Origin of the sequence: Rhizobium rosettiformans (assembly GCF_016806065.1) — a bacterium.
GTDB lineage: Bacteria > Pseudomonadota > Alphaproteobacteria > Rhizobiales > Rhizobiaceae > Allorhizobium.
In genome coordinates this window covers 3,974,175-3,993,850 of the sequence record NZ_CP032405.1, presented here as the reverse complement: position 1 = coordinate 3,993,850, position 19,676 = coordinate 3,974,175, and the positions used below count along the sequence as shown (strand labels likewise).

Here is a 19,676-nt window from a genome sequence, read left to right as displayed (position 1 = left end):
ACACGTTTGCCTTTGGACGTGGTTTGCCTCAGTCGGCGAGCACGATCAAGGCGGAGGGGTCGATTTTCACGCCGACGGTATCGCCGACAACAGGCGGTTTAATGCCGGGGTCGTTGAAGGTGTCGAAGGAGAGCGTCTTTCCGGCGACATCGATGCGTGTGCGGATGACGGAGCCGAGGAACTGGCTCGATGTCACCTGCCCATGCACCGTGGCTTCATCCGCGCCTGAGAGCGTGCCGGCTTCCGGTCGCATGGCGAGCTGGATTGTCTGGCCGTTCGCGGACGAAATCGCCTCCTTGATGGTGAGCATCTTGTCGCCGATCTTGACCAAGCCGGCGCCCTGATCTGCAACGACGGCGTCGAGCACGTTGAGCGTGCCGACGAAGGAGGCGACGAAGCGGGTCGTGGGACGGTTGTAGATCTCGAAGGGCGTGCCGATCTGGTCGGCCTTGCCTGCATTCATGACGACGATCCGGTCAGAGATCGACAGCGCCTCTTCCTGGTCATGGGTAACGAAGACGGTGGTGATGCCAAGCTTCTGCTGGATCTGGCGGATCTCTTCGCGCAGTGAAACACGGATCTTGGCGTCGAGCGCCGAAAGCGGTTCGTCGAGGAGCAGGACCTGGGGTTTGGGGGCAAGCGCGCGGGCGAGTGCGACGCGCTGCTGCTGTCCGCCCGACAGCTGGTAGGGATAGCGCTCAGCCAGATGTTCGAGGTGAATGAGGGAGAGCATCTCCTTCACGCGTGTTTCGATATCGGCTTTCGACATGCCGGCAATCTTCAGGCCAAAGGCGACGTTGTCGAAGACATTCATGTTGGGAAACAGCGCATAGGCCTGAAAGACCATGCCAATATTGCGCTGGTTCGGCTTCAAGTTGGTCTGGTCCTTGCCATCAACGACGATGGAGCCGGCCGACGGGGTCTCGAAACCGGCCACCATGCGCAGCACGGTGGTCTTGCCGCAGCCGGAGGGCCCAAGGAAGGAGATGAACTCGCCCTTGTCGATCGCCATGTTGAAGTCGTGCACGACCTGGGTTGCGCCGAAGGATTTCTTGAGGTGGTTCAGGGTTAGAAAGCTCATGAATTGATGTCCTCAAGCCTGGCGGGGGGCTGTTTTCTGGAGGCGGGAGACGAGCTGCATCAGGCCGAGGCATGCCCAGGTGATGCCGAAGGCGATCACGGCGAGGGCGGCCGGCTCATAGGCGCGGTTGGCGCCGAGCAGCTGCATGTAGGGTCCGAAGGCCGGCTTGTTCAGAAGGGCGGCCATCGTGAATTCGCCCATGACGATGGCGAAGGTGACGAAGGCGCCCGACATGACGGCGACAGAGACATTCGGCAGGATGATACGGCCGATGATCGTGGCCCAGCCCGCGCCGAGGCTTTGGGCTGCCTCCGTCAGGGTGGCGACGTCGATGGTTCTCAAGCCCGTATCAACTGCCCGGTACATGTAGGGCAGACCGAGCGTGGCATAACCGAACATCAGCAGCATGTTCGTGCCCATCGAGGAGCCGGTCAGCGGTAGCCAGCTTGAGGTGTTGTAGAGCCTGATATAGCCGAAGACGACGACGATCGCCGGGATGACGAGCGGCAGCAGCGTGACGAATTCGATGTAGGGGCGAAGGCCCGGCATTTTCAGCCGCACCCAGTAGGCCGTCGGAACGATCAGGAATACCCCGAAGATGATGGTCGTCAGCGCCATCGTCACAGAATAGCTAAAGGTCTCCTGGAAGCGCGGATCGGCCAGAACCTTGGCGTAGGCATCGAAGGAATACTCGCCGCGACGCATCTTCAGGGAGAAGTTCGTCATGCCAATGAGGGGCAGGATGAAATAGAGAAGGCCGAAGATCAGCGCGGCCCAAGCCCAGAGACGTTTCATTTCATCCACCTTTCGCTGCGGGCGCGCAGCCAGATGTAGAGGCCATTGGCAATTCCGGTGACGACGATCATGCCAAAGGCGAGCGCGTAGCCGAGATGGGGGTCGCCCAGCACGTCGCCGCGGATCTGGGCGAAGAGCAGGATCGGCACGATATTCAGCGAAGAGCCGGTCAGTGCGATCGCGGTTGCGACGGCGCCGAACGCATTTGCGAAAAGCAGGGCCACAGTGCCAAGGATCGAGGGCAAAAGGATCGGGAATGCCACGAGCCGCCAGTATTGTGCATTGGTCGCGCCGAGGATCGAGGCCGCCTCACGCCATTCGCGCTTCAGGCCGTCGAGTGCCGGCGCGATGATCAGGATCATCAGCGGGATCTGGAAGAAGAGATAGGTGATCGTCAGTCCCCAGAACGACAGGAGATTGAAGCCGAGAAGGCGCAGATCGATGCCGAGCTGGGTCTTGAGGAAGACGGTCAACATGCCGACGGGGCCGAGCGTTGCAAGGAAGGCGAAGGCAAGCGGCACGCCGGCGAAGTTGGAGGCAACACCGGAAAATGTCAGCAGCGGGCTGCGGATCCAGGCAGGCAGTCCGCCGAGGATGACGGCGGCGGCCACGCCGAAGCCGATCAGGCAGCCGAGAATGGCCGAGGCGAGGCTGATCTTGATGGAGATCCAGTAGGCGGCCATGATCGAAGGGGTGAACAGGCCAAGCACATTGTCGAAGGTGAACGAGCCGTCCGGACGCTGAAAGGCGCCGATGACGATCTTCATCGTCGGCATGATCAGGAAGAGAATCACGAAGGCTGCAAAGGGCAAGACCCCGAGCCAGTGAAGTGGAAGTTTCGTTCGTGGCCGTGCCTGATGGCCCGGGCTCACCGCCTCTGTCGACATTCGATCTGCCCCTCTGTCCGCGTTTCGACGGATCTTCTTAAAATGCGAGCGCCGCCCCGACCTTAGAAAAGATCGGGGCGGCACATCAAGGTCTCAACTTACTGAACGTTGGCGCCGACGACGCTGTCCCAGCCAGCCGTGACGGCAGCCTTGTTTGCGTCGACTTCTTCGAGCGTCGGGAAGTAGGCCTTTTCATAGGATTCAGCCGGCGGCAGGGCGTCGAGCAGGTCCTGCGGAACCTTGCCGGCCTTGACCATCGCGTTGAAGCGGGCCGGGTGGCAGTAACCCTTCAGCCAGCCGAGCTGACCTTCGTCGGAGTACAGGTGCTCCATCCAGAGCTTCGCTGCATTCGGGTGCGGTGCATAGGCCGAGATGCCCTGAACGTAGACGCCAGCGAGAACGCCCTTGTCCGGAACGACGACTTCGACCGGCGGGTTGCCGGCGAGCGTGTCACGAGCAGCGAGCGCGTTGTAGTCCCACATGACGACGATCGGGGTCGCGCCCTGAGCGAGCGTGCCGGACTTGCCGATAACAGGCACGAAGTTGCCGGCCTTGTTCATTTCGGCGAAGTAGTTGAGGCCAGCTTCTCCGGCGTCCTTGCCAGCAGCTGCGCCCGTTGCCATGCCGGCTGCGAGAACGCCGAGGATGGCCTGGTTGGAGGCGCGCGGGTCACCGGCGAGAGCGACCTGACCGGCATATTCCGGCTTCAGGAGGTCAGCCCAGTCCTTCGGGGTGTTTTCGACGAGGTCCTTGTTCACCAGGAAGGACATGACGCCGTAGTAGTCGCCGTACCAGTAGCCTTCGGCGTCCTTGATGTTGTCCGGGATTTCGTCCCAGGTGGAGACCTTGTAGGGCTGCAGAAGGCCTTCAGCCTTCATCTGCGGGCCGAAGGCGAGACCGACGTCGACGACGTCAGGAGCCTGCGGGCCCTTGTTGTCCTTGTTGGCCTTGATGGCTTCAACTTCGTCGGCTGAGCCGGCATCCGGGTTCAATTCGTTGACGGTGATTTCCGGATACTTCGCCTTGAAGGCGGCGATGACTTCGCCGTAGCCGCACCAGTCGTGGGGCAGGGCGATGGTGGTCAGCATGCCTTCCTTCTTGGCGGCTTCGATCAGCTCGGCGCTCGGCTCGGCATAGGCAACGGCCGAGCTTGTCATGACCAGCGCGGTCGTGAGCGACAGGAATTTGCGAAGATTGGTGGTCACTGTAGTTCTCCTCTTGTGTTGGAAGCGATGCGGTTCACTTATGTGGCCTTTGTTATGGTTATGTGACGGATATCGGCCTTGCGTGGTCTATCGGTATGGGCCTGTATCCTGAATGTCCTCCGGTTTCGTCTGTCTGCGTCATCGGGGCTTTCTAAACAGGCGTGCCTGTTCGAAAAGTCCTTCGAGGGTGTTCATGCGCTCGCGCGTCTCGTCCCAGGACGAGCTCTGCACGGCCTCGATCAGGGCTTCGACGACGAACAGCGTCACGACGGAGCTGTCCCATGCCGACGGTGCCTCGATATGGAGCTTGAAACAGTGGCGCGCATGCTGTGCCACCGGCGACATCCACTGGTCCGTAAAGACAATAATCTGTACGCCGTTGGCGCGCGCGACCTCCGCGAGCGTCGTCAGATCCGCCTCGTAGCGCCTGATGTCGAAGATCACGAGCACGTCGCCATCCTGCATATTGAGGACGTGCTGCGGCCATGAACTGGCATTCGAGGACATCAAGGTCGTCCGGGGACGGATGACCTGCATATGGGTGAAGAAGTATTCGGCAAGCGCACCCGTGATGCGTCCGCCGACGAAATAAATGCTGCGATGGCGGTCCCCGATCAGACGAGCGGCTTCATCGAAGGTCGCCGTGCGCAGTTCTCCCAGCGAGTTGCGCAGATTGGCCATGACGGCTTCAGCAAACCGGTTGAGGATGTGCCGGTTGGGAGCGTTGGCGGCCCATCGGTCGTGCTTGGCGATCGGGTTTGAGATCGTCGCCTCAAGTTCCTGGTGGAGATGCGCCTGGAACTCGGGATAGCCCTTGTAGCCGAGCTTCTGCACCATGCGGGCGACTGTCGGTGTCGACACCCGGGCATTTTCGGCAACGGTGGTGATGCTGCCCAGTCCGGAGACGGGGTAGTTCTGCAGCAGGCTTTCTGCCAGCTGCCGTTCGGCACGCGTCAGCCCATCGAAATGGGCATGGATCACGTCCGACACCGTGGTCGACGCATTCATCAAGAACTGATTGACTCCCCTCAAGCCAGTCTGTCGCCGGCTTTTTCAGGATTAAGCCTCGCTGTCACAATTGAGTCAACTGGCCCTTGAAGAGAATTTTTCAGTGGCGGATTGACAGACGCTTAACCGTGAAGAATTCTCTTCGAAAATAAGTTGGGCCAACGAGCCCCGGGGAACAATCAGCATGCTCTTGAGGTCGGGGATCCTGACAGCGTTGGACGGTGATGTGGTTGCAGTCGACAATGCGGCAGCGGCGAGCGGTCTCGTCTTCGTCTGCGAGCACGCATCTGCCGTGTTGCCGCCATCGGCAGGTGACCTGGGTCTTTCGCCGGATGCTCTATCCAGCCATATCGCCTGGGATCCGGGTGCTCTTGAGATCGCCCGCCGCCTTTCAACTGCACTCGACGGACTGCTCGTCCATCAGCGTTTTTCAAGGCTGGTCTATGATTGCAATCGTCCGCCGGAGTCGCCGGCCGCCATGCCGGAAAAGAGCGAGATCTACACGATCCCGGGCAATTTGAACCTCAGTCCGGCTGAGCGTTATGCGCGGACTGCGGCACTTTACGTTCCCTTCCACGACCGGATTGCTGCCGAGATTGCGCGGATCGCCGGGGAGGGCGGCAAGCCCGTCATCGTCACCGTGCATACGTTTACGCCGGTTTATTTCGGCAAGCCGCGCGAGGTCGAGATCGGCATCCTGCACGATACGGACAGTCGTCTGGCGGATGCCATGCTTGAGGCCGCAGCCGGTGGTCCTTACCGTGTTGAGCGCAACTCGCCGTATGGGCCAGAAGACGGCGTCACGCATACGCTGCGTCTGCATGCGCTGCCGCAAGGCTTCGCCAATGTGATGATCGAGGTGCGCAACGACCTGGTTCGCGACGAAGCAGGCCTCAAGGCCATCTCCACCTATCTCGCGGACTTGATTTCAGGCGCGCTCGAAAGGGTCGCATAACTATTCGAAACGCTGAGCAAACCAAAAATCAATGAGGGAACGGATGCCGGCATACGAGATGAAGAGACGAGGACCGCTCTGGCGGTCCGGGCTGGCGGTGGATTGATGCCGCAGGCCCTGCAAACCTATGTGCGTGTCGTCGATGCTTTCAATCGACGCGTCGGACGGATCGTCATGTATGGCGTCTTCGTCTTGATGGGCATCCTGCTCTATTCTTCCATTTCTAAAGGCCTGTTCCTGCCGGCTCACTGGACGCTCGAAATGGCGCAGTTCGTCATGGCGGGCTATTATTTGCTCGGCGGAGCCTATTCGCTGCAACTCGACAGTCACGTACGCATGGATCTGCTCTACGGTCGCTGGTCGCCGAAGACGAAAGCTGTCGTGGATGTGATCACGATCATGATGCTCTTCGTCTATCTGTTCTTCCTGCTCTGGGGCGGCGTATCGAGCACATCCTATGCCCTGCAATACAGCGAAACCAGCTACTCCTCCTGGTCGCCCTACATGGCTCCGGTCAAGATCGTCATGGTCGTCGGTATTTTCCTTACCTTCCTGCAGGCGACGTCGATCTTCATCAAAGACCTTGCAGTCGCGATGGGGAGGCCGATCGCATGAGCGACTATCTGAGCTATGAAATGATCGCGCTGCTCATGTTTTCGTCGATGATGATGTCGATGCTGACCGGGCAGCGCGTGTTTGCGACGATCGGCTTCGTCGGCGTCGTCGCGGCCGCCGTACTCTGGGGCAATGGCGGCTTCGAGATGGGCTTCTCCGCCGGCATGAAGCTGATGAAGTGGTATCCGCTGCTGACGCTGCCGCTCTTCATCTACATGGGTTACATGCTGTCGGAATCGGGTATCGCCGAAGACCTCTACAAGGCCTTCCACGTCTGGTTTGGCGGCATGCCGGGTGGTCTTGCCGTCGGCACGATCGGGTTGATGGTCGTGATTTCCGCGATGAATGGTCTTTCCGTCGCTGGCATGGCAATCGGAGCGTCGATCGCGCTGCCGGAACTGCTGCGCCGGGGTTATGACAAGATCATGGTCTCCGGCGTCATCCAGGCCGGCAGTTCGCTTGGGATCCTGATCCCGCCGAGCGTTGTGCTGGTGCTCTATGGCATGATCGCGCGCCAGCCGGTCAGCCAACTCTGGCTTGCAGGCGTCTTCCCCGGACTGATGCTTGCGACGATGTTCTGCCTCTACATCATCATCCGCTGCCGTCTCAATCCGGCGCTGGGTCCGGCCCTTCCCAAGGAAGAGCGTGACATGCCGATGGTTGAAAAGCTGAAGCTGCTCAGGGCCGGCATCCTGCCGTTCCTCATCTTCTTCCTGATGATGGGCCTGTTCCTGATGGGCATCACCAGTCTGGTGGAAAGCTCGGCAGTCGGTGCGCTCGGCGCCCTGTTTGCTGCGTGGTACAAGGGGCGGCTTTCCAAGGCCGTGTGGAACCGTGTGCTCGAGCAAACGCTTGGCATTTCCTGCATGTTCATGTGGATCATCCTCGCCGCTCTCTGCTTTGGCGCCGTCTTCGATGGGCTGGGTGCCGTCAGGGCAATCGAAACGCTGCTGGTGCGTGATATCGGCCTCACACCATGGCAGATCCTGATCATCATGCAGCTGTCGTTCCTGGTGATGGGAGCATTCCTCGACGACACGGCGATGCTGGTCATCGTCGCGCCGCTCTACATTCCGCTCGTCGGCAAGCTCGATCTCGGCATCGACAACGCACTCATCTGGTACGGCGTGCTCTACACGATCACCTGCCAGATCGCCTACATGACCCCGCCCTTCGGCTACAATCTCTTCCTGATGAAGGCGATGGCACCACCCGAATTCAGGCTGATCGACATCTATCGGTCGGTGATCCCGTTCGTTCTGATCATGATGCTCGGCATGGTGATCATCATGATCTTCCCGCAGATCGCGACATGGCTGCCGAGCCAGATCTATCTCAGAGGTTAGCGTTCGAATGACAAGAGGCCCGGCAAACGGGCCCGGCACCAGGACTACCCGCCGGATACAAGGTTCTGCGGGCTTCAAAAGAAACGAAGAACAGAGGGAAACGAAATGACCAACAGCAGACGTTCATTCCTGAAGACGGCCGCCATGGCCACCCCTGCCGTTCTGGCAGCCCCTTACGTCAAGGCGCAGAACGCCAAGATCACCTGGCGCCTGCAGACCTATGCCGGCGCTGCACTCGCCGAATTCGTCATCCGGCCTGCGGTAGACGCCTTCAACAAGGCGGCCAATGGCGAAATGGAAATCCAGCTCTTCACGGCCGACCAGCTCGTGCCGACGGGCGAACTGTTCCGCGCCATGCAGGCCGGCACCATCGACGCGGTCCAGTCGGACGACGACTCGATGAACTCGCCTGTTGATATCAAGGTCTTCGGTGGTTATTTCCCGTTCGCCTCGCGCTACAGCCTCGATGTGCCGACGCTGTTCTACGAATATGGCCTCGCCGAAATCTGGGATCAGGCCTATTCGGAAGTGGGCGTGAAGTGGCTCTCCGCCGGCGCCTGGGATCCGTGCAACTTTGCCACCAACAAGCCGATCACCAAGCTCGACGACCTGAAGGGCCTGCGCGTCTTCACCTTCCCGACAGCCGGCCAGTTCCTGTCGCAGTTCGGCGTCGTGCCTGTCACCATTCCGTTCGAAGACGTGCCGGTTGCCATGCAGACGGGTGAAATCGACGCGATCGCCTGGTCTGGCATCACCGAGGTCTTCACCTCAGGCTGGGTCGATGTCACCAAGTACTTCCTGACCAACAATGTGTCGGGTGGCTGGTGCGGCTCGTTCTTTGCCAATGCCGATCGCTGGAACGAGGTCCCTCCGCACCTCCAGACCCTGTGGCAGATGTGCATGGATTCCTCCCACTACAAGCGTCTCCACTGGTACTGGGGTGGCGAAGCCCGCCTCCGCGCCGAGGGTGGCCGTCTGGAACTCACCAGCATCCCGGATGCCGAATGGAAGTCGGTCGAAGATGCGGCCCTCGTTTTCTGGGACGAAGTCGCCAAGCAGACCGAGCGCACCGGCAAGGTCGTCGAGATCCTGAAGAAGTACAATTCCGATATGGAAAAGGCCGGTAAGCCTTACCGCTACGGCTGATACACGATCTGGCGATCCGGTTTCGGCCGGGTCGCCTTCACAAAACAAGACGGCATGAGCCAATCGCTGCCCTGGGAACACCGACATGACCACTTACACATTCGAAGAATTGAAAAAAGACGTCGCAGACGGGCGCATCGACACGGTTCTGGCGTGTCAGGTGGACATGCAGGGCCGATTGATGGGCAAGCGGTTCCAGGCGGAGTTCTTCGTCGAGAGCGCTTACAAGGAAACCCATAGCTGCAACTACCTGCTCGCCACCGACATGGAGATGGAAACTGTCTCCGGCTACAAGGCGACCAGCTGGGAAAAGGGTTACGGCGACTACACGATGAAGCCGGATCTTTCGACCCTTCGCCGCATTCCCTGGCTCGAAGGCACAGCGCTGGTTCTCTGCGACATGCTCGACCACGCCACCCATGCCGAAGTGCCGCATTCGCCGCGCGCCATCCTGAAGAAGCAGGTGGCCCGGCTGGAGGCCATGGGCATGAAGGCCTTCATGGCAACCGAACTCGAATTCTTCCTCTTTGACCAGACCTATGACGAGGCGCGGCTCTCCGGTTATCGCGACCTGAAGACGGTCTCGGGCTATAACGAGGACTACCACATCTTCCAGACGACCAAGGAAGAGGACGTGATGCGGGCGATCCGTAAGGGTCTGCAGGGGGCGGGTATCCCGGTCGAAAATTCCAAGGGCGAGGCGTCTGCCGGCCAGGAAGAGATTAATGTCCGTTATGCCGACGTGCTCACCATGGCCGACCGCCACGTGATCATCAAGAACGGCTGCAAGGAGATTGCCTGGTCGAAGGGCAAGGCCATCACCTTCCTCGCCAAGTGGCATTACAATGCTGCCGGGTCTTCCTCGCATATCCACCAGTCTCTCTGGTCTGCCGATGGCAAGACGCCGCTGTTCTTCGATAAGAATGGCGAATACGGCATGTCCGAGACCATGAAGCACTACATGGCCGGGTTGCTTGCCCATGCCAGCGATTTCACCTACTTCCTCGCGCCCTATATCAATTCCTACAAGCGCTTCGTCGCCGGAACCTTCGCGCCGACCAAGGCGATCTGGTCAAAGGACAACCGCACTGCCGGCTACCGCTTGTGCGGCGAGGCGAGCAAGGGCATCCGCGTCGAATGCCGCGTGGGTGGTTCCGACCTCAACCCCTATCTTGCCATGGCAGCCCTGCTGGCAGCCGGCATCGACGGTATCGAGAAGAAGATGGCGCTGGAGCCGGAATTCTCAGGTGATGCCTATGGTGCGAAGGAAGCTCGCGAGATCCCGAGGACGCTGCGGGCGGCAGCGGAAACGCTTCGTGGCTCGGCCATGCTGCGGGCTGCTTTCGGGGATGACGTTGTCGATCACTACGTTCGTGCTGCAGAGTGGGAGCAGGAAGAATACGATCGCCGGATCACGGACTGGGAGGTGGCGCGCGGCTTCGAGCGCGCGTGACCAAAGGCGGCCTTGAGCCCGCCACCATCCCCGGCGTAAGGGTGGAAACAAGGACAGCGGCTGCGGCCGCTGTCATCTCGTTCTAGAACAACAGGAAGACGATCATGACCATGATCCAATGCATTTCGCCGATCGATGGATCGGTTTACGCGGAACGTCCGGCCATGTCGCTGGAAGCGGCGACCGAGGCTGTGACCCGCGCCCGCAAGGCGCAGAAGGCCTGGGCGCGCCGGCCGCTTGAGGACCGCGTTCAGCTGGTGCTGAAGGGCGTTGCCCGCCTCAACGAGATGGCGGACGAAGTGGTGCCGGAACTGGCCCATATGATGGGCCGTCCGGTGCGCTACGGCGGCGAATACAAGGGCTTCAACGAGCGCTCCAACTATGTCGCGGCGATTGCTGCCGACTCGCTTGCGCCACTGGTCGTGGAAGCAAGTGACACGTTCGAGCGTCGCATCGAGCGCGAGCCGCATGGCGTCGTCTTCGTCATCGCGCCGTGGAACTATCCTTACATGACCGCGATCAACACGATCGCGCCGGCGCTGATGGCGGGCAACACCGTCGTCATCAAGCATGCGACCCAGACGCTTCTCGTTGGCGAGCGCATGGTGCGCGCCTTTGTCGAGGCGGGTGTTCCCGATGACGTCTTCATCAACCTCTTCCTCGACCACGCTACGACGTCGGCGTTGATTGCGGCGGGCAATTTCAACTTCATCAATTTCACCGGTTCGGTCGAAGGCGGGCGTTCGATCGAGCGCGCGGCTGCGGGCACGTTTGCCGGACTCGGGCTCGAACTCGGCGGCAAGGATCCGGGCTACGTCATGGAAGACGCAGACCTGGATGCCGCCGTCGATACGCTGATGGATGGCGCCACCTACAATTCCGGCCAGTGCTGCTGCGGTATCGAGCGCATTTATGTTCATGAGAGCCTCTACGACGCCTTCGTCGAGAAGTCGGTTGCCTGGGTGTCGAATTACAAGCTCGGCAATCCGCTCGATCCGGAAACATCGCTTGGGCCTATGGCCAACAAGCGCTTCGCCAAGGTCGTGCGCGAGCAGATAGCCGATGCCGTGTCGAAGGGTGCCAAGGCATTGGTCGATCCCAAGCTCTTCCCGGCCGATGACGGCGGCGCCTATATCATGCCGCAGATCCTCGTGAAGGTCGATCATTCCATGGCCTTCATGAAGGACGAGACCTTTGGCCCGGCCGTTGGCATCATGAAGGTGAAGAGCGACGATGAGGCGCTCGAACTGATGAATGACAGCCCCTATGGCCTCACTGCCTCGCTCTGGACGCAGGATCCGGAGCGCGCCGCGCGGATCGGCCGCGATATCGAGACCGGCACCGTCTTCATGAACCGCGCCGATTACCTCGACCCGGCGCTGTGCTGGACCGGCGTCAAGGAAACCGGCAAGGGCGGCTCGCTCTCCGTGCTCGGCTTCCAGAACCTCACCCGTCCGAAATCCTATCACCTGAAGAAAGTCACGAAATGAACATCGTCGCCAATTGGAGCTATCCCACCGCCATCAAGATGGGACGTGGCCGCATCAAGGAACTGGCGGACGCCTGCAAATCACTCGGCATGAAGAAGCCGTTGCTGATTACCGACAGGGGCCTCGCACCGATGGCGATCACCCAGACTGCGCTCGACGTGCTGGAAGAGGCCGGTCTCGGTCGCGCGCTCTTTGCCGATGTCGATCCGAACCCGAATGAGAAGAATCTCGAAGCCGGCATCAAGGCTTACAAGGATGGCGGTCACGACGGCGTTGTCGCCTTCGGCGGCGGCTCGGGTCTGGACCTCGGCAAGTGCGTGGCCTTCATGGCCGGCCAGACCCGTCCGGTCTGGGACTTCGAGGATATCGGCGACTGGTGGACGCGTGCCAATTCCGATGCCATCGCCCCGATCGTCGCCGTGCCGACCACGGCTGGCACCGGTTCGGAAGTTGGTCGCGCCTCTGTCATCACGAACTCCGTCACCCATGTGAAGAAGATCATCTTCCATCCGAAGTTTCTGCCCGGCGTCGTCATCTGCGACCCGGAGCTGACCGTCGGCATGCCGAAGATGATTACGGCGGGCACGGGCATGGATGCCTTCGCGCATTGCCTGGAGGCCTATTCCTCGCCCTTCTATCATCCGATGAGCCAGGGCATCGCGCTCGAAGGCATGCGGTTGGTCAAGGAATTCCTGCCGCGCGCCTATCACGAGGGCACCGATATCGAGGCCCGCACCAACATGATGTCGGCGGCTGCCATGGGCGCCACGGCGTTCCAGAAGGGGCTCGGCGCCATTCATGCGCTGTCGCATCCGATCGGTGCCGTTTACAACACCCATCATGGCATGACGAATGCCGTCGTCATGCCGCCGGTGCTGAAGTTCAACCGTCACGTGATCGAGGATCGCATCGAGCGGGCGGCCGCCTATCTCGGCATCGCGGGTGGTTTCGACGGCTTCTATGACTACGTGCTCGCACTGCGCGCCGAACTGCACGTGCCGGAAAACCTGACGGCCATGGGCATTGCCAATGACCGGATCGACGAACTCTCCGCCATGGCGATCGAGGATCCTAGCGCCGGCGGCAATCCGGTGAAGATGACTCTCGAAAACACCAAGCAGCTCTTCGCTGACTGCTTCTGATCTCAAGCGCCGCTCGCTGAAAGGTCCCGGCATGTTGTGCCGGGGCCTTTCGAGTCATTCTGTCGGGCCGAGCTTCTGCCTGCCCATTCCTATCTGCGAATATACTAGGGTTTTCCGTCGCTTCTCCCCATTAAGGGGGAGGGGGAGCTGGTGCTCGTTTCCAGTTTGTTAACCATGTTTGGGCCATGATGATGCATGTGGCGCCGATGACGCAGGTTGCCAAAGAGCGATGAGCCGCTCGGATCCGACCTCCCAAGGAAACAGCATGCCAGTCATTTCTTTTGCCAATGCCAAGGGTGGTGCCGGCAAGACCACCGCAGCCCTTCTACTCGCCACCGAGCTGGCCCATCAAGGATATCGCGTCGCCATCCTTGATGCCGATCCGCAGCGCTGGATCACCCAGTGGCACGAGATCTCGGGTCCGCAGCGCAACATCGAGGTGGTCTCCGAGGTTACGGTCGCTTCCGTCCAGGGCCATATCCGCGAGCTGTCGCGCAGCAACGACTACATCATCATGGATCTGGCCGGTGCGCGTGATGCCATGGTAACAACCGCGATCGGTCTCTCCGATCACGTGATGATCCCGGTCCAGGGCTGCGCCATGGATGCCAAGGGTGGCGCCCAGATCCTCGACCTGATCAAGCTGATGGAAGATGCGGGCAACCTCGTCATTCCGCATTCGGTCGTTCTCACACGCGTCACCTCCATGGTGACGACGCGCGCGCTTCTGACCATCAAGGGGCTGCTGGCTGCCCGCGGCGTCAATGTCATCAACACGCCGATTGCCGAGCGCAGCGCCTATCGCGAGATCTTCGACTGTGGTGGCACGCTGTATTCGATGGATACGGCGAAGATCAGCAATCTCGACAAGGCTCAGGACAATGCCAAGGCCTTCGCCACCGAGGTCATGCGCCTGCTGCCGGTCAAGGTGATCCGCTCCAGCGAGCCGCGCCGTCTGTTCCGTCTGGTTCGTTCCGCCGCCTGAGCCGTTCGCGTCCAAAACTCCAAAAACGAAGAGACCGCCGGTGCTGCCGGCGGTCTCTTCGTATTCAGATCTGAGTCTGTCATTGCGCAAGCGCGTCTCGAAGGCTTGGCGCCTTACTCGACAAATTCCACCGTTACGCCCGGCTTCACCATCTTGGCCAGTTCCGTGGCGTCCCAGTTGGTCAGGCGAATACAGCCATGGCTCTGGGTGCGGCCGATCTTGGAAGGCTCGGGCGTGCCGTGAATGCCGTAGGTGGGCTTGGAGAGCGCCAGCCAGACCGTTCCGACAGGGCCGTTCGGGCCAGGCGGGATCTGCAGGATCTGGGTGTTGTTGCCCTGCTGGAAATTGATCTTCGGATTGTAGGTGTAGCCCGGATTGAGAGCGATTCTTTCGATCGTGACCGTGCCGGACGGGGAAGGGGTGTCTGCGGAGCCGATGCTGGCCGGATAGGCGGCAATGAGGCCGCCATCTTCGCCATAGGCAAAGACCTGCTTCAGGCCCTTGTTGGCGACGATGCGTGTGACGTTGCCTTTCTTGTACGGGCCGGGCTCGACCACCTTGATCGTCGTGCCCGGGATCGAAAAATCGACGCCGGGGTTGAGTTCGCGCAGATAGCCCTCGTCCATGTGGAAGCGCTCGGCGAGCATCTCGGCCGTCGAGGTGTAGGACATGGCCGGAAGCTGTGCCTTGTGGGCGTAGTCGTCGGGGATCGACGCAACGAACGGGCCGGCCGCATCGCCGGCAGTGATCGTATAGCTCTTGATCGCCAGGCCGCCGGAGAGGCGCAGGCGTTCCAGGATGTCATCGGCATTGTTCGGGTCGAGTGTCTCGCCGGTCATCTGCTCCCAGGCGACGATCGCCTTGTTGACGTTCTGGCCCATCTTGCCGTCGATGACGCCGGGCGAAATGCCTTCGCGGTCGAGGAACACCTGCAGGGCGGTGATCTCCAGGCGGGACAGATTGCTCTTGACCGGGATTTCCGGCGTCACCGTGCGTGCCGGGGCTGTGTCGGCGGGTGCGGGAAGGTCCGGGCCGCCATACGGCATGTCCTGGGGCATGCCCTCGAGTGGCAGACTGTCACGCGGGTCGATGTCGGGAATGGAGGCGGTCGTGACGTCGTCGTCCCAGCCTCGCGGCGCCGGCTCGGCATAGGGATCGTAGACGCCGGGCAGGCCACGGTTTCCACCCCGCTGGCGAGGAGGATAATAGCTTTCAGCCGGGATCTCAGTCGCGACGAGATTGCCTCTGCGGTCAATCAGCACAGTGCGGCCCATCCGGTCGCGGCTGATCATGACTTCGCCGACCTCCGGGACATAGTCGAGGATATCGCCTTCCGGCGAGACGAGCAGCATCTGGGAGTGGCGATCGTCATACACCGATTGTGCCGATGCAGTGCTCACCGAGGTGAGGGAGGCGGCGGCCAAAACCGCAAGTATCAAGCTAGATTTCCTGAAGTCGAACACGATTCGGTTTCCTCGTCTGAGCCGGCGACAAACGCGATAAATTTGACACTAATGTGGAAAAGGTGAATTCATAATGAATTGAGAGTTAACTCGCTGTGGGGGCGGAAGAGATAACCGGGCTGGATGCAGGGTCGCAGTGCCGGGTTGAGGGGGGATAATGCAGGATAGACTGAGGATGGAGGCATTCATGCCCTTCCGGCTTTTGCGCGTGGCCGAAAGCGTTGACCACGGCTTCACGCAATTCTGCGGCCCGGAAGACGAGCTGTCCTGGTCCGAATGGCAGGTTCTCTGGTCGCTGGGTGAACACACGCCGACGACGGCGAAGGCCATCTCCTCCCATTCGGGTCTGTCCAAGACCAAAATCAGCCGTGCCGTGAAAGTGCTGGAGGACAAGGGTTATCTCATTCGCAAGAAGGATCGATCGGACCGGCGCTTTGAACTTCTGTCTCTAACGCAGAAGGGGCAGCACAGGTTCGAGCGCCTTGCCGACGAAGCGGGTGCCTTCCAGCGGTGGCTTGAGCGCAGCGTCAACATCGCCTATCTCTCCTCGCTCGACAGCGGGCTCGTCGGCTTGGAGGATCTCATTTCCACCGGTCACCTCAGGGCTCCGCATCGGCAGGCCGAGGAACCTCTTGCATGATCACTTTTTCCGGTCCCAAGGGACCGCGTCTGGCGCTCGACGAGAGCTCGGTATTCGATATCGGCTCCTGCGTCGTCGAGGGCGTCGATCTGTCACCCGGCCGGGCGATCCCCGATGACGGCGATCCGCGAATCGATCATTCCCTGGAAGGGTTCCTGTTCACCTGCGGTCCCGACCATATCCGTCATCGAGAGCCGATCGCGGGCACGGACCGGCACTTTCCTCTGCACGGCTCATTCTCCGCCAGCCAGGCGCATTCGATCGAGATGACGGTCGAGGGGGAGGATCTCGTTGCGCGGGCCGTGGTCGATGTGACGCTTGCGGCTGGCGGCCATGCGCATTTGCGGCGGCAATGGCGGCTGAAAGCGGAGAGCGGCGAGGTGCAGCTTTCCGATACAGTCGTGAATGTCGGCGAAACCGCCTTTCCGACCTTTCTGATGTATCACATAAACCTGGGCGCCAAGCACTTCGACGACGAAACGCAGCTCGAAGGGGCGATGCTTGACGGCGGCGGCTTTCCTTGGACCTTCGGCGAAGCGGAGGGTGGCATCTTCTGCGTGCCCGCGGGCCATGGCGGCTGGGCGGAACTGCGTCTGGGACCGATCGCCGCGATTGGCGGCAAGCGGCTGAAGGTCCGCTTTCGAACCGATACGCTGCCGCATCTGCAGGTGTGGCGAAACCAGAAGGCGCCTGCGCATGTGCTCGGCATCGAGCCCGTGTCGCATCGCTGGGTCGGGCGTGCCGAGCTCGAGGCCGCCGGCGAATTCAACATCCTGCAGCCGGGCGAAAGCCGCGACTATGGGTTTGCATTTTCCTTCGTCTGAATACCGATCGGTTATCCCCCCGCGATTGACGCTCAGGAACGCCCGTCGTAGATGTTTGGCCCCAAGGAAACTGACGAGGAGCCCCGATGAACATCCGTGAGATCAACGAGGAATATTCGGTCAGCGGCCAGATCACGGTCGACGAGGTCGATGAGATCAAGGCGCTGGGCTTCAAGTCCATCGTTTGCCATCGCCCCGATGGCGAGGAGTTCGGCCAGCCGGAATTCGCAGCCGTTGCCAAACGCGCCGAAGAACTGGGCCTCAAGATCAAGCATGTGCCCGTCGGGCCAATGGGTGTCACGCCTGACGCCGTCGCCGACATGGTCGATGCGCTTGAAGAGTTCGAGCGCCCGATGCTCGGCTATTGCCGTTCCGGCGCCCGCTCGACGGCGACCTACGAACACGCGCAGCGCCAGCGCGGCTGATTTCCCGTTTCCGTTTTTGCGGCCGGACGATCTCGTTCCGGCCGTCTGTCTTCGTTCACCAGTCTCAAGCAGGAGTATCCCCATGAGCATCAAGCGTATCGAGCCCGGCAAGCGCATGAGCGGCGCCGTCGTTCACGGCAACACCGTCTATCTCGCCGGCCAGGTTGGCGAAGGCTCGACCGTTGCCGAGCAGTCGAAGTCGGCACTCGCCGAGGTCGACCGCCTGCTGGCTGCCGCCGGTTCGGACAAGTCGAAGATCCTGCAGACGATCATCTATCTCTCGGACATGTCGACCTTCGGCGAAATGAACGCCGTCTGGGAAGCCTGGATCGACCCGGCCAACCCGCCGGCCCGCGCAACAAGCGGTGCGCCGCTTGCGACCCCGGACTATCTGGTCGAATTCATCGTCACGGCTGCTGTCTGATCTTTCAGGGCAATGTCTGGAATGCAAAAGGCCGGGAGCGATCCCGGCCTTTTTGTTGTTTTCTCAAGCGCTTGCTCCGGGTTCACGGTTTCGCGGTCGTGCCGGACTTGCGTCGCCGGCCAAGAAGCCAGCGATACAGGCGTCCGTCTATCGAGAGCAGTCCAAGCGCTATGAGGACCATGCCGGCAAAATGGTTGGATGCCAGTATTTCGCCGAGGAACAGATAGCCAAGCAGGATAGCGCTGACCGGGATCAGCAACGTAACAAGGGAGCTGTTGATCGCGCCGCCGACCGAGAGGATGTGGAAGAACAGGATATAGGCGAGCGCCGTGGAGAGCAGCCCTAGGCCAAGAAGTGCTGCGATGGTGGTCACTCCCGGCATTGGCAGATGCCAGGGCATGTCGATCAGCGTAACTACGGGTATCATCAGCAGCGTTGTCGCCAACACCTGGCCGAATGCACTGGTGGCCGGCGAGATGCCCATGCGCCGGAAGCGCCGCCCGAAGACACTGGCAAAGCCATAGGACAGGGCCGCACCGAGGCAGGCGAGGACGGGCATAAGCGGAATGCCCTCGGTCTTTACGCCGTTTCCGGCCATCAGTACCGCCACACCCGAAAATTCAAGCGCGATGCCCACGAGCTTGTTGCGAGTCATGCCTTCGTCTGCTGTCAGAAAATGCGCGACGAGGATGGAGAAGATCGGCGTGGTCGCGTTGAGGATCGAGGCCAGACCGCTGGCAATCTGGGTCTGCCCTCAGGATAGAAGCGTGAAGGGTATGAGGTTGTTGAGGAGCCCCATGCCGAAGAAGGCAGTCCAGGTGGCCGCGTCTGTGGGGATGGGCTGGCGGCGGATGCGCAAATAGACAAGCAGAGCCAATGTCGCGATCGCCACGCGGGCCAGGACCACCGTGAGCGGCGGAAGCTCAGAGAGAGCGACTTTGGAAAAGAAGAAGGAGCCGCCCCACAGAACGGACAGTGCCAAGAGTAGAGCCCAGCCGGTAAGGCTCATGGATTGGTTCTGCTGCATCCGAAAGGTTCCGTCGTGGATCGGTTGGCCATGTGTGGCCCGCCGGGCCAAGGTTTGCTCGCCGGATTCGGACTCTGTCCTTTTGACGCTCCGAACGCTGGTGTAATCTCGCATCATGAGCTTGGATATCCACCAATGTGAGCAGGCATGGCTTGCGCGTGATCCGCAGTTTGACGGCCGATTCTTCATTGGCGTTCGAACAACCGGGATCTATTGCCGCTGCGTCTGTCCGGTGCGCCAGCCCTTTCGCTGCAATATCGAGTTCCTCCCGAGTGCGGCAGCGGCCGAACTTGCCGGCTATCGGCCTTGTCTGCGCTGCCGTCCGGAAACGGCGCCTTTCAGTCCAGCATGGAAGGGCAGTGCGGCAATCGTGGAAAGGGCAGCAAGACTGATCCGCGACGAAGGCGCACTCGATGCGCCGGATGCGACCGTGGAGGCGCTTGCGGCCCGCGTCGGGGTCGGCGGGCGGCATCTCTCGCGGCTGTTTCAGAAGCATCTCGGCGCAAGCCCGCTCCAGGTGGCGAAAACGGCGCGGGTGCAACGCGCCAAGCGCTTGCTGACCGGCACGGATATGCCGATCACCGAGATTGCGTTGCAGGCGGGTTTTGGAAGCGTCAGGCGGTTCAATGCCGTTTTTCAGGAGGTCTACAAACGACCGCCGACGGCGATCAAACGTAGTTCGTCGACACGGCCATCGTGATTGCCCCTTGTTGCGCGGAGACCTCTGCGCAAACACAAAAATGGCCGGGGATGAGCCGGCCATTC

General features: G+C 60.9%; 19 protein-coding genes and 1 pseudogene. 13 read left to right on the top strand and 7 right to left on the bottom strand.

Annotation, left to right across the window (positions count from 1 at the left end; genetic code table 11):
• Positions 1-28: 28 nt before the first annotated feature.
• The 5 genes from D4A92_RS19550 to D4A92_RS19530 form a co-directional block, all read right to left on the bottom strand.
• The gene (locus D4A92_RS19550) at positions 29-1,081 is read right to left on the bottom strand and encodes an ABC transporter ATP-binding protein (RefSeq protein ID WP_203016693.1); all 1,053 of its coding nucleotides are present in this window, start codon (positions 1,079-1,081) and stop codon (positions 29-31) included.
• Positions 1,082-1,093: 12 nt separating this feature from the next.
• On the bottom strand, positions 1,094-1,876 hold the full coding sequence (locus tag D4A92_RS19545) for an ABC transporter permease (protein ID WP_203016692.1): 783 nt from the start codon (positions 1,874-1,876) through the stop codon (positions 1,094-1,096).
• Positions 1,873-2,763, bottom strand: a complete 891-nt coding sequence (locus D4A92_RS19540) for an ABC transporter permease (protein WP_203016691.1) — start codon at positions 2,761-2,763, stop codon at positions 1,873-1,875. The genes D4A92_RS19545 and D4A92_RS19540 overlap by 4 nt, the downstream gene beginning before the upstream one ends.
• A gap of 98 nt (positions 2,764-2,861) precedes the next feature.
• The gene (locus D4A92_RS19535) at positions 2,862-3,920 is read right to left on the bottom strand and encodes an ABC transporter substrate-binding protein (RefSeq protein WP_425959326.1); all 1,059 of its coding nucleotides are present in this window, start codon (positions 3,918-3,920) and stop codon (positions 2,862-2,864) included.
• Between the two features lie 186 nt (positions 3,921-4,106).
• Positions 4,107-4,976, bottom strand: coding sequence for a MurR/RpiR family transcriptional regulator (locus D4A92_RS19530; RefSeq protein WP_425959328.1), 870 nt, complete (start codon positions 4,974-4,976; stop codon positions 4,107-4,109).
• 184 nt (positions 4,977-5,160) lie between these two features.
• Between D4A92_RS19530 and D4A92_RS19525 the strand changes: the two genes are divergently transcribed.
• The 8 genes from D4A92_RS19525 to D4A92_RS19490 all read left to right on the top strand — a co-directional run bounded on the left by D4A92_RS19525 (position 5,161) and on the right by D4A92_RS19490 (position 14,108).
• A complete protein-coding gene (locus tag D4A92_RS19525; protein ID WP_203016685.1) occupies positions 5,161-5,931 on the top strand; it encodes an N-formylglutamate amidohydrolase in 771 nt (256 codons plus the stop codon).
• Positions 5,932-6,036: 105 nt separating this feature from the next.
• Positions 6,037-6,546 carry a TRAP transporter small permease subunit gene (locus D4A92_RS19520; RefSeq protein WP_203016683.1) on the top strand — a complete coding sequence of 170 codons (510 nt, stop codon included), beginning with the start codon at positions 6,037-6,039 and terminating at the stop codon, positions 6,544-6,546.
• Positions 6,547-6,554: 8 nt separating this feature from the next.
• Positions 6,555-7,892 (top strand): TRAP transporter large permease, encoded by a 1,338-nt coding sequence (locus D4A92_RS19515; RefSeq protein WP_203020059.1) that lies wholly within the window; start codon positions 6,555-6,557, stop codon positions 7,890-7,892.
• 105 nt (positions 7,893-7,997) lie between these two features.
• Positions 7,998-9,038, top strand: a complete 1,041-nt coding sequence (locus tag D4A92_RS19510) for a TRAP transporter substrate-binding protein (RefSeq protein WP_006728337.1) — start codon at positions 7,998-8,000, stop codon at positions 9,036-9,038.
• An 85-nt stretch (positions 9,039-9,123) separates the two neighbouring features.
• The gene (locus tag D4A92_RS19505; protein ID WP_203016681.1) at positions 9,124-10,491 is read left to right on the top strand and encodes a glutamine synthetase family protein; all 1,368 of its coding nucleotides are present in this window, start codon (positions 9,124-9,126) and stop codon (positions 10,489-10,491) included.
• Positions 10,492-10,595: 104 nt separating this feature from the next.
• On the top strand, positions 10,596-11,981 hold the full coding sequence (locus D4A92_RS19500) for an aldehyde dehydrogenase family protein (protein ID WP_203016680.1): 1,386 nt from the start codon (positions 10,596-10,598) through the stop codon (positions 11,979-11,981).
• A complete protein-coding gene (locus tag D4A92_RS19495; protein WP_203016678.1) occupies positions 11,978-13,123 on the top strand; it encodes an iron-containing alcohol dehydrogenase in 1,146 nt (381 codons plus the stop codon). Before D4A92_RS19500 ends, D4A92_RS19495 begins: the two co-directional genes overlap by 4 nt.
• 265 nt (positions 13,124-13,388) lie before the next feature.
• The gene (locus D4A92_RS19490) at positions 13,389-14,108 is read left to right on the top strand and encodes a ParA family protein (RefSeq protein WP_203016676.1); all 720 of its coding nucleotides are present in this window, start codon (positions 13,389-13,391) and stop codon (positions 14,106-14,108) included.
• A 113-nt stretch (positions 14,109-14,221) separates the two neighbouring features.
• Here the strand turns inward: D4A92_RS19490 and D4A92_RS19485 are convergent, their stop codons facing one another.
• Entirely contained in the window at positions 14,222-15,547 is a 1,326-nt protein-coding gene (locus D4A92_RS19485; protein WP_425959288.1) for a L,D-transpeptidase, read from the bottom strand.
• Positions 15,548-15,758: 211 nt separating this feature from the next.
• Here D4A92_RS19485 and D4A92_RS19480 point away from each other — a divergent pair, with 211 nt between their 5' ends.
• From D4A92_RS19480 to D4A92_RS19465, 4 genes are all read left to right on the top strand, one after another.
• Positions 15,759-16,211 carry a MarR family winged helix-turn-helix transcriptional regulator gene (locus D4A92_RS19480; RefSeq protein ID WP_246753982.1) on the top strand — a complete coding sequence of 151 codons (453 nt, stop codon included), beginning with the start codon at positions 15,759-15,761 and terminating at the stop codon, positions 16,209-16,211.
• The gene (locus D4A92_RS19475; protein WP_203016671.1) at positions 16,208-17,035 is read left to right on the top strand and encodes a DUF4432 family protein; all 828 of its coding nucleotides are present in this window, start codon (positions 16,208-16,210) and stop codon (positions 17,033-17,035) included. The genes D4A92_RS19480 and D4A92_RS19475 overlap by 4 nt, the downstream gene beginning before the upstream one ends.
• Positions 17,036-17,121: 86 nt before the next feature.
• Entirely contained in the window at positions 17,122-17,460 is a 339-nt protein-coding gene (locus tag D4A92_RS19470) for a TIGR01244 family sulfur transferase (protein WP_203016670.1), read from the top strand.
• Positions 17,461-17,542: 82 nt separating this feature from the next.
• Entirely contained in the window at positions 17,543-17,884 is a 342-nt protein-coding gene (locus tag D4A92_RS19465) for a RidA family protein (protein ID WP_203016669.1), read from the top strand.
• Positions 17,885-17,966: 82 nt separating this feature from the next.
• Here D4A92_RS19465 and D4A92_RS19460 read toward each other — a convergent pair.
• Positions 17,967-18,911, bottom strand: a pseudogene (locus D4A92_RS19460) (DMT family transporter).
• Between the two features lie 115 nt (positions 18,912-19,026).
• On the opposite strand from D4A92_RS19460, the gene D4A92_RS19455 reads away from it, so the two are divergent.
• Entirely contained in the window at positions 19,027-19,611 is a 585-nt protein-coding gene (locus D4A92_RS19455) for a bifunctional transcriptional activator/DNA repair enzyme AdaA (RefSeq protein WP_203016668.1), read from the top strand.
• Positions 19,612-19,676: the final 65 nt, after the last annotated feature.